Raw genomic sequence first — 6,775 nt, forward strand, 5'->3', positions numbered from 1 at the left:
CCGGCCGACCACGGTCCGGTCAGAACCGGACCGGCAACCGCAGCACGCCCAGCACCGAGGTACGCAACCGCAGCGGCACCTTCTCCAGCGGCACGTCCAGCGCGAGACCCGGCAGGCCCAGCACCAGTGTGGACAGTGCCTCGGCCAGCACCATCCGGGCCAGGCGCTGACCGACGCACGCGTGCACGCCGTACCCGAAGGCCAGGTGCCCGGACGCGTCCTGGCTCACGTCGAGGTGCGCGGGACAGGCGAACTTGGCGGGGTCGCGGTTGGCGGCGGGCAGCGCGACGGTCACGGTGTCGCCCTCGCGGATGAGCTCCCCGCCCAGCCGCAGGTCGGCGAGCGCGGTCCGGAAGATCATGAACTGATTCACCGACGTGTACCGCAGCAGTTCCTCGACCGCGCCCTCGACACCCTTCGCGCCGCCGGCCTCCGCGGCGGCCCGGAACGCCGCGAGCTGCTCGCCATGGTGCAGCAGCGCGAGCAACGACGACGCGAGAGCGCCCTCGCAGCTGGCGAAGCCCGCCGCGAAGACGATCATCACCATGTTCGTGATCTCGCGGTCGGTCATCTCCGTCACCCCGGCCAGCCGGCCGATGATGTTGTCGCCCGGCTCGACCCGCGCTTTGCCGACCAGGTCCAGGAGGTAGAAGAAGGCCTGGGTCCCCGCGGCCCGCTCCGCCTCGAGGCTCGCGCCGTCGTCGTTGGAGGTGTCGGTCAGCGCGGTCAGGACCGGGCCGCCCTCGAACGGGACCCCGAGCACGTCGCACAGCACCCGCAACGACAGCGGCCGGATGAACTGCGGCAGCAGGTCGACCGGTGAGCCCCCCTCCCGCAACTCGGCCAGCTGCGCCGCGGCCAGCTCGGTGAGCCGCGGGGCGAACGCCTCCATGTTCCGGGTGCTGAACTCGCTGCTCAGCAGGTTGCGGTAGCCGGTGTGCTCCGGCGGGTCCATGTGGATGAACCCACCCGGCACGATCGGCACCGACGGGAACACCTCGCCCCGCTTGGTCACCGGGACGTGGGTGGTGTGGAAGTTGTGGCTGAACGCGTGGTTGCTGAGCACCTCGCGCGCCAGGTCGTGGTTGGTCGCCAGCCAGCCGACGTGGCCGTCCGGATACACCATCCGCGTCAGTGGCCGCGTACGGGTCAGCTCGGCCAGCACCTCGGGTGGATCGAACGGTTCGGTGCGATCCCAGTGCTGGAGATAGGAGATCGGTTCCGAGATCGGCTCAGTCATTGCCTGGGATCCTCTGCTGTGGAAGGACGGGGTCAGTTCCCTCGTTCACGGCCCGTTCGCGGAGTGCCTGCCGGTCCACCTTGCCGGCGGCGCCGAGCGGCAGGGCCGGCAGCAGCAGCAACCGTTCCGGGAACTTCCGGGGCTCCATCCCGGAGGCGGCGAGGTGCGCGGTCACGTCGGCCAGGGTCAGGTCCGCCGCGGTGGCCACACAGGCGCAGACCCGCTCGCCGTACAGCGGGTCGGGCACCGACACGCAGGCCACGTCGCGGATGGCGGGATGGGTGATCAGCACCGACTCGACCTCCGCCGGACTGATGTTCAGACCGCCCCGGATGACCACGTCCTTGCGCCGGCCGACGAGCGTGAGCCGGCCGTCCCCGTCGATGACGCCGAGGTCCCCGGTGCGGGTCCAGCCGTCGGGGGTGCGCAGCGAGGCGTCCAGGTCGGGGGAGTTGACGTAGCACATCGGCGACATCGGACCGCGTGCGACGACCTCACCGGTCGATCCGGTCGGCACCGTGGCCCCGTCGGAGTCGATGACCCGGATGTCCACGACGGCGGGGTCCGGGCGGCCGACGCTGCCGTCGTAGCCGCCGAGGCCGCCGTTGCACGAGACTCCGTCGGCCGAGCCGTACAGCCCCACGACGGCGCAGCCCAGTACCTCGCGGGCCCGCCGAGCGGTGTCCGGGTCGAGCGCGGAGCCGCCGAGCACGACGGCCCGCAGGCTGCTGAGGTCGGCGTCGTGGATCGCGGGGGAGTCCAGCAGCATGCGCAGCATCGTCGGCACGCCCAGCAGGTGGGTGGGGCGGGTCAGCGCGATCGCCTCGAGGGTGGCGACCGGATCGAAGGCCGGCCGCAGCACCAGGGCCCCGCCGAGGGTCGCGAGCGTGACCGGGGTACCGCTGGAGCCGAACGCCGAGGCCAACGGCACGAGGAAGAAGTTGCGCATGGCGTCGGGACCGTCGTGCAGGCCGGCCATCATGGCGCCCCGTCCGCCCGACAGGGCGTTGTGGGAGTACAGCACCATCTTCGGTTCCGCCTCCGACCCCGAGGTGACCAGGATCCGCGCCGGCCCGTCAGGGTCGATCGCCTTCTGGACGAACTCGCTGGCCTGCGGGGCGAGCAGCGCGTGGATCGGCACACAGCCCTGGACCTGTTCGTCGCCGACGACGATGACGGCGCGCAGCGCGGGCAGGGTGCCCGAGTGTTCGCGGATGCGCGCGGCGCAGGGGTAGCCGTGGTGGTCGGCGACGGTGAGGACCGCGACCGCCTCGGACCGGCGCAGCAGGCTCTCCGCGTCCCGGTCGCCCCGGCCGAGCGGGAACGGCAGCGCGATGGCGCCGACGGCGGCGACGGCGAGGTCGACGGCGCAGGCCAGGCGGTCGTTGGGCAGCTGCACGGCCACGACGTCGCCGAAGCCGATCCCGAACTGGGTCAGCCCGGCGGCCAGGCGTCGGGTCAGCTCGTCGAGTTCGGCGTAGCTGACCGTGCCCTCGGCGTCGAGCACGGCGGGCGCGCCGGGGTCGCGCTCGACATGGCCGCGGAACAGGGAGTACAGGTCCCTGTCGGGGTAGTACCCCGCCGCGGCCCAGGATCTGCGCAGGTCGGCGGGGATATGGTCGGTGTGCCGGGTGGCGGTAGGGTTCACGAGAACCTCCCTGATTCTGCGCCTCGTCGCGGACGACGGCGGCGCCCTACGGGTTACACCCGGGAGACGTCCCGGCCGAACGCTGCGCGGGCCTGGGTCCGCAACCGGGCGCGATCGGGCTTGCCCGGGCCGATCACCGGCAACTCCTGGCAGATCTCGATCACGCTCGGGACGTGGTTGTCCGACAGTGCCCCGGACACGTGGCGGCGCAGGTCGTCGAGGTCGACGACCGTGCCGGGCCGGGCGACGACCGCGGCGTAGATCCGCTCGACGCGGTCGGCGTCCTCCACACCGCACACTGCGGCCTGGGACACGCCGGGTGCCTCGCTGAGGACCCGCTCGACAGCCGCCGGATGGATCAGGATCCCCTTGACCTTCATCACGTCCGAGAGCCGGCCGGTCAGGTGCAGGTACCCGTCGTCGTCGAGGTGACCCAGGTCGCCGGTGCGGGTCCAGCCGTCCCGGGTGGCCTGTGCGGTCAGCTCCGGTTCGTGCCAGTAGCCGGCCATCGCCCAACGGGGGACGGCGCACACCTCGCCGACCTCGCCGGCGGGCAGGGCGACGCCGGTGTCCGGGTCGCGGACGCTCACCGCGTCGGGATTCAGCGGGCGGCCGACCGTGCCGCACAACCGGAGGTCGTGGTGGTCGCCCGGGAACAGCATGGTGAGCACGCCGGTCTCGGTCGTGCCGTACACCTGCATCAGGACCGGGCCGAAGATCTCGAGGGCCTCGCGCAGCCGGAGCGGCGCCGCGTGGCTGCCCGTGTAGATGAGCTCGCTCAGGCTGGACAGGTCGGTGCCGGGGCGGTCGGGGTGGGTGGCCAGCGCGTACACCTGCGGGGTGCCGAGAATGAGCCGCGTGACGCCGTGCTCGGCGACCGCCCGCAGGACCGCGCCCGGGTCGAACCCGGGGTGGAGAATGACCACGCCGCCGGTGAAGAGCGTGTCGTCGGCGCCGAACCCGCTGGAATGGGTCAACGGCGCGGTGATCAGCAGGTGCGCGTCGGCACTGCGGGTCCTGGCCGACGTGGCCATCTCGTTCTTGACGGCGAAGGGCCAGCAGACGCCCTTCGGGTGGCCGGTCGACCCGCTGGTCTGGGTGATCACCGCGAGGTCCTCGTCGGCGAAGGCTGAGGAGTCGAGGTCCTCGACGGAGCCCGAACCGGATTCGGCGGTCAGGTCGACGGTGTCGGGGCCCGCCGGGCCGTACACGGCGAGGACCGGCCCGCCGGTGCCGGCGGCGAGCAGCTCGCGCGCCCGGCCGGCGTTGGCCGCGTCGACAGCGAGCACGCGCGCGCCCACCTCGGCGACGATGGCGCGTTGCAGCTCCAGCCGCAGCTCGTCGTCGGGGCTCACGGCGTTCATGCCGCGCACGTGCGCCGCGGTCGCGCCCAGCAGGTTGGCCGCCCAGCGCAGGATCAACGTCGCGGGCGTGTTCGGCTCGGTGAGGATGCCGACCACGTCGCCGCGGCCGACGCCCTGCCCGCGCATCACCGCCCCGGCACGGCGGGTCGCCTCTGCCAGCTCCCCCGTGGTCAGTGTGACGCCGCCGCTGACCACGGCGGCGCGATCCGGATCGGCGTCGAAATGGGCCAGCAGCTGCCGGACGTAGTTCTCATGCGTCGTACTCATAGACCCGTCTCGTCCTTCTCGTGCGGGACAACAGTGCGATGGTCACGCGCAGGCCGCGACGCACTCGATCGAGTGTCCAAGGAGGGGGCCTATTCGCAGGCTAACGGGTGGATCCGGCACCCCTCCATCCCTCACCTTGACAGCACCTGACACCGCGGATCACGGAATGGGAACAGCGCCACCCACCGGATCGGAGTCCATAGTGGATGGCGCTGGGAGTGCCGGGCGTTACCCGTCGGATTGTGGTCTTGTCAGGCTTCGGGGCGCAGCCAGCGGTCGACCCGGGCCAGCAGGTCGGCCGGGAAGACATCCTTGCGCAGCAACCCATGCACACCCTTCGGCGGCATGGGCACGTCCACGTGGTGCGCCTCGGTCTGGTCCGCGTACTGGGTGATCCGGAAGCTCGTCGCCATGCTGCACAGCGCGTACGCCTCGGCGCGGGTGACCCCGGACGCGGCGCTGAACCAGCTGATCAGCCCACGCAGGCAGTCGAGCAGCGCCGCCTCGAGGCTGTCGGCCAGCCCGATCCCCACCCAGTGCGTGTCGGTCTCGGCGAGGGGCCGGGTCAGGCCGACGCCCTTGTGCAGGTCGTAGCGCATCCGCAGCCGCTCGGCGGTGGACTTCAGCGCGGTCTGGTCCACCAGGCCGTCGCCCTGCAGCGCGTGGATGTCGCCGATCCAGATCCTGGCACCCGGCTTGGCGACCGGGAGGAACAGCGACGAGCCCACGGTGAGCTCCGGCAGGGCGAGGTTGCCGCCGTGGTCGCCCGCGATCAGGGCGCTGACCTGCTCGTCACCCTCCGGCTCGACGGCGATGATGCCGGCGAACGGGTCCAGCGGCAGTGTGATGCCGTGCACGTAGTCGGCCCGGGTGCGGGTCTCGTCGAAGTGGAAGTCGTGGAAGTACGGCTCGTCGAAGTCCCGGGGCAGCGCGCCGGCCCTGGTCGGGAAGGCGTTGGCGCCCCAGTCGTGCAGCCGGAGCTCGACGAGCCGGCACTCCACGACGTCACCCGGCTCGGCGCCGCTGATCTCCACGGGGCCGACCAGTTGGAACGGGCAGCCCGGATACTCCTGCCGCAGCTTCCCGCGTTCGGCGAACGACATGCCGTACCGCAGTTGGTTCTGCCAGTTCGTCCAGGTGTCCGGGTACAGGACCTCGTCGCCGGGCTCGATCTTGGCGACCGACACCGCGCCGGGGTCGAGGATTCCCGCCCGAACCGAGGCCAGCGTGGACTCGACCGTATGCATCGTCACGCCGGCCACGTTAGGCAGCGCGACAGGGCTCCGGCAAGCAGTTCCGGGCGAGGCCGGGCAAAACTGTCAACCTGGCGGATGCCCAGCGCGACGCATTCACTACGATGGTTGCCGGAGCGACCTCTCGTCGATCGGGGAAACTCGATCCGGTGGCGTCCCTCCGCACGTCAGACCCAATCACTGAAATGAATGCGAGTGTGGTAAGTTGCGGATTCTCGGCGTTTCCGGATCGCTCCGCAAGGAGTCGTTCAACACCCGGCTGCTGGCGGCACTACAGCCGCTCGCCCCGGAGGGCATGCAGATCGACGTCTTCGACGGGCTCGGCGATCTCCCGCCGTACAACCAGGACCTGGACACCCCGGACGACACCCCGGAGTCTGTCGTCCGGTGGCGCACCGCCATCAGCGAGGCGGACGGGCTGCTCATCGTCACGCCGGAGTACAACGGCTCGATTCCCGGTGTGGTCAAGAACGCGATCGACTGGGCGTCCCGCCCGCTCAAGACCGCCGCGGTGCACGGCAAGTGCGTGGTGACCATGGTGGCCACCCCGGGCCGAGGCCTGGGCCGCAACGCCCTGTCCGACCTCGGCCGGGTGCTCAACGACTGCCACGCGCACGTCATCAGTGGACCGTGGGTGGTGGTCACCGAGGCCACCGACAAGCTCACCGACATCGAGGACGAGGCGAACGGGGAGCTGATCGCCACGATCACCGACCCCTTCACCAAGCACATCGCCACGGCCCAGCTGAACGCGCTGGCCGCGGCGGTCACCGCCGGTGCCGGGGAGCACGCCGTGGCTCCGCTGCGCGCCTTCTTCGCCGCCGGTCGGGCAGCCAGGTAGATAGATCCCCCGCACGCTCTCCTGGGCGGTGAGAGGACGGCTCCAGCCGTCCGCTCACCGCCCAGGAGTGTCTCCGGCGGGGCCGCCCGCGCCGCTGTCAGGCTGAGGGATGTTCGCCCACCAGAGCCGCGATAGCCTCCACAGGCGGGCTGAGAGGCCTCG

5 protein-coding genes are annotated in these 6,775 nt (G+C 71.5%); 1 reads left to right on the forward strand and 4 read right to left on the reverse strand.

The features are described 5' to 3' along the window. Window positions 1–19: 19 nt before the first annotated feature. The 4 genes from IW245_RS38340 to IW245_RS38355 all read right to left on the reverse strand — a co-directional run bounded on the left by IW245_RS38340 (window position 20) and on the right by IW245_RS38355 (window position 5,766). Window positions 20–1,240, reverse strand: coding sequence for a cytochrome P450 (locus tag IW245_RS38340; RefSeq protein ID WP_197007944.1), 1,221 nt, complete (start codon window positions 1,238–1,240; stop codon window positions 20–22). Further along, entirely contained in the window at window positions 1,233–2,888 is a 1,656-nt protein-coding gene (locus tag IW245_RS38345; RefSeq protein ID WP_197007945.1) for a class I adenylate-forming enzyme family protein, read from the reverse strand. Before IW245_RS38345 ends, IW245_RS38340 begins: the two co-directional genes overlap by 8 nt. Window positions 2,889–2,941: 53 nt before the next feature. Beyond that, complete coding sequence (locus IW245_RS38350) at window positions 2,942–4,519, reverse strand: class I adenylate-forming enzyme family protein (RefSeq protein WP_197007946.1); 1,578 nt, start codon at window positions 4,517–4,519, stop codon at window positions 2,942–2,944. Between the two features lie 251 nt (window positions 4,520–4,770). Next, on the reverse strand, window positions 4,771–5,766 hold the full coding sequence (locus tag IW245_RS38355; protein ID WP_231400802.1) for an acetamidase/formamidase family protein: 996 nt from the start codon (window positions 5,764–5,766) through the stop codon (window positions 4,771–4,773). 211 nt (window positions 5,767–5,977) lie between these two features. Here IW245_RS38355 and IW245_RS38360 point away from each other — a divergent pair, with 211 nt between their 5' ends. Then, window positions 5,978–6,613, forward strand: a complete 636-nt coding sequence (locus tag IW245_RS38360) for an NADPH-dependent FMN reductase (protein ID WP_197007948.1) — start codon at window positions 5,978–5,980, stop codon at window positions 6,611–6,613. Window positions 6,614–6,775 lie beyond the last annotated feature (162 nt).

This window comes from Longispora fulva (assembly GCF_015751905.1).
GTDB classification, from domain to species: Bacteria; Actinomycetota; Actinomycetes; order Mycobacteriales; family Micromonosporaceae; genus Longispora; species Longispora fulva.

What these genes read in the sequence shown, in the direction of transcription:
- IW245_RS38340 (WP_197007944.1), bottom strand. Translation starts at nt 1,240, where the DNA reads ATGACTGAGCCGATCTCGGAACCGATCTCCTATCTCCAGCACTGGGAT.
- IW245_RS38350 (WP_197007946.1), bottom strand. Translation starts at nt 4,519, where the DNA reads ATGAGTACGACGCATGAGAACTACGTCCGGCAGCTGCTGGCCCATTTC.
- IW245_RS38355 (WP_231400802.1), bottom strand. Translation starts at nt 5,766, where the DNA reads ATGCATACGGTCGAGTCCACGCTGGCCTCGGTTCGGGCGGGAATCCTC.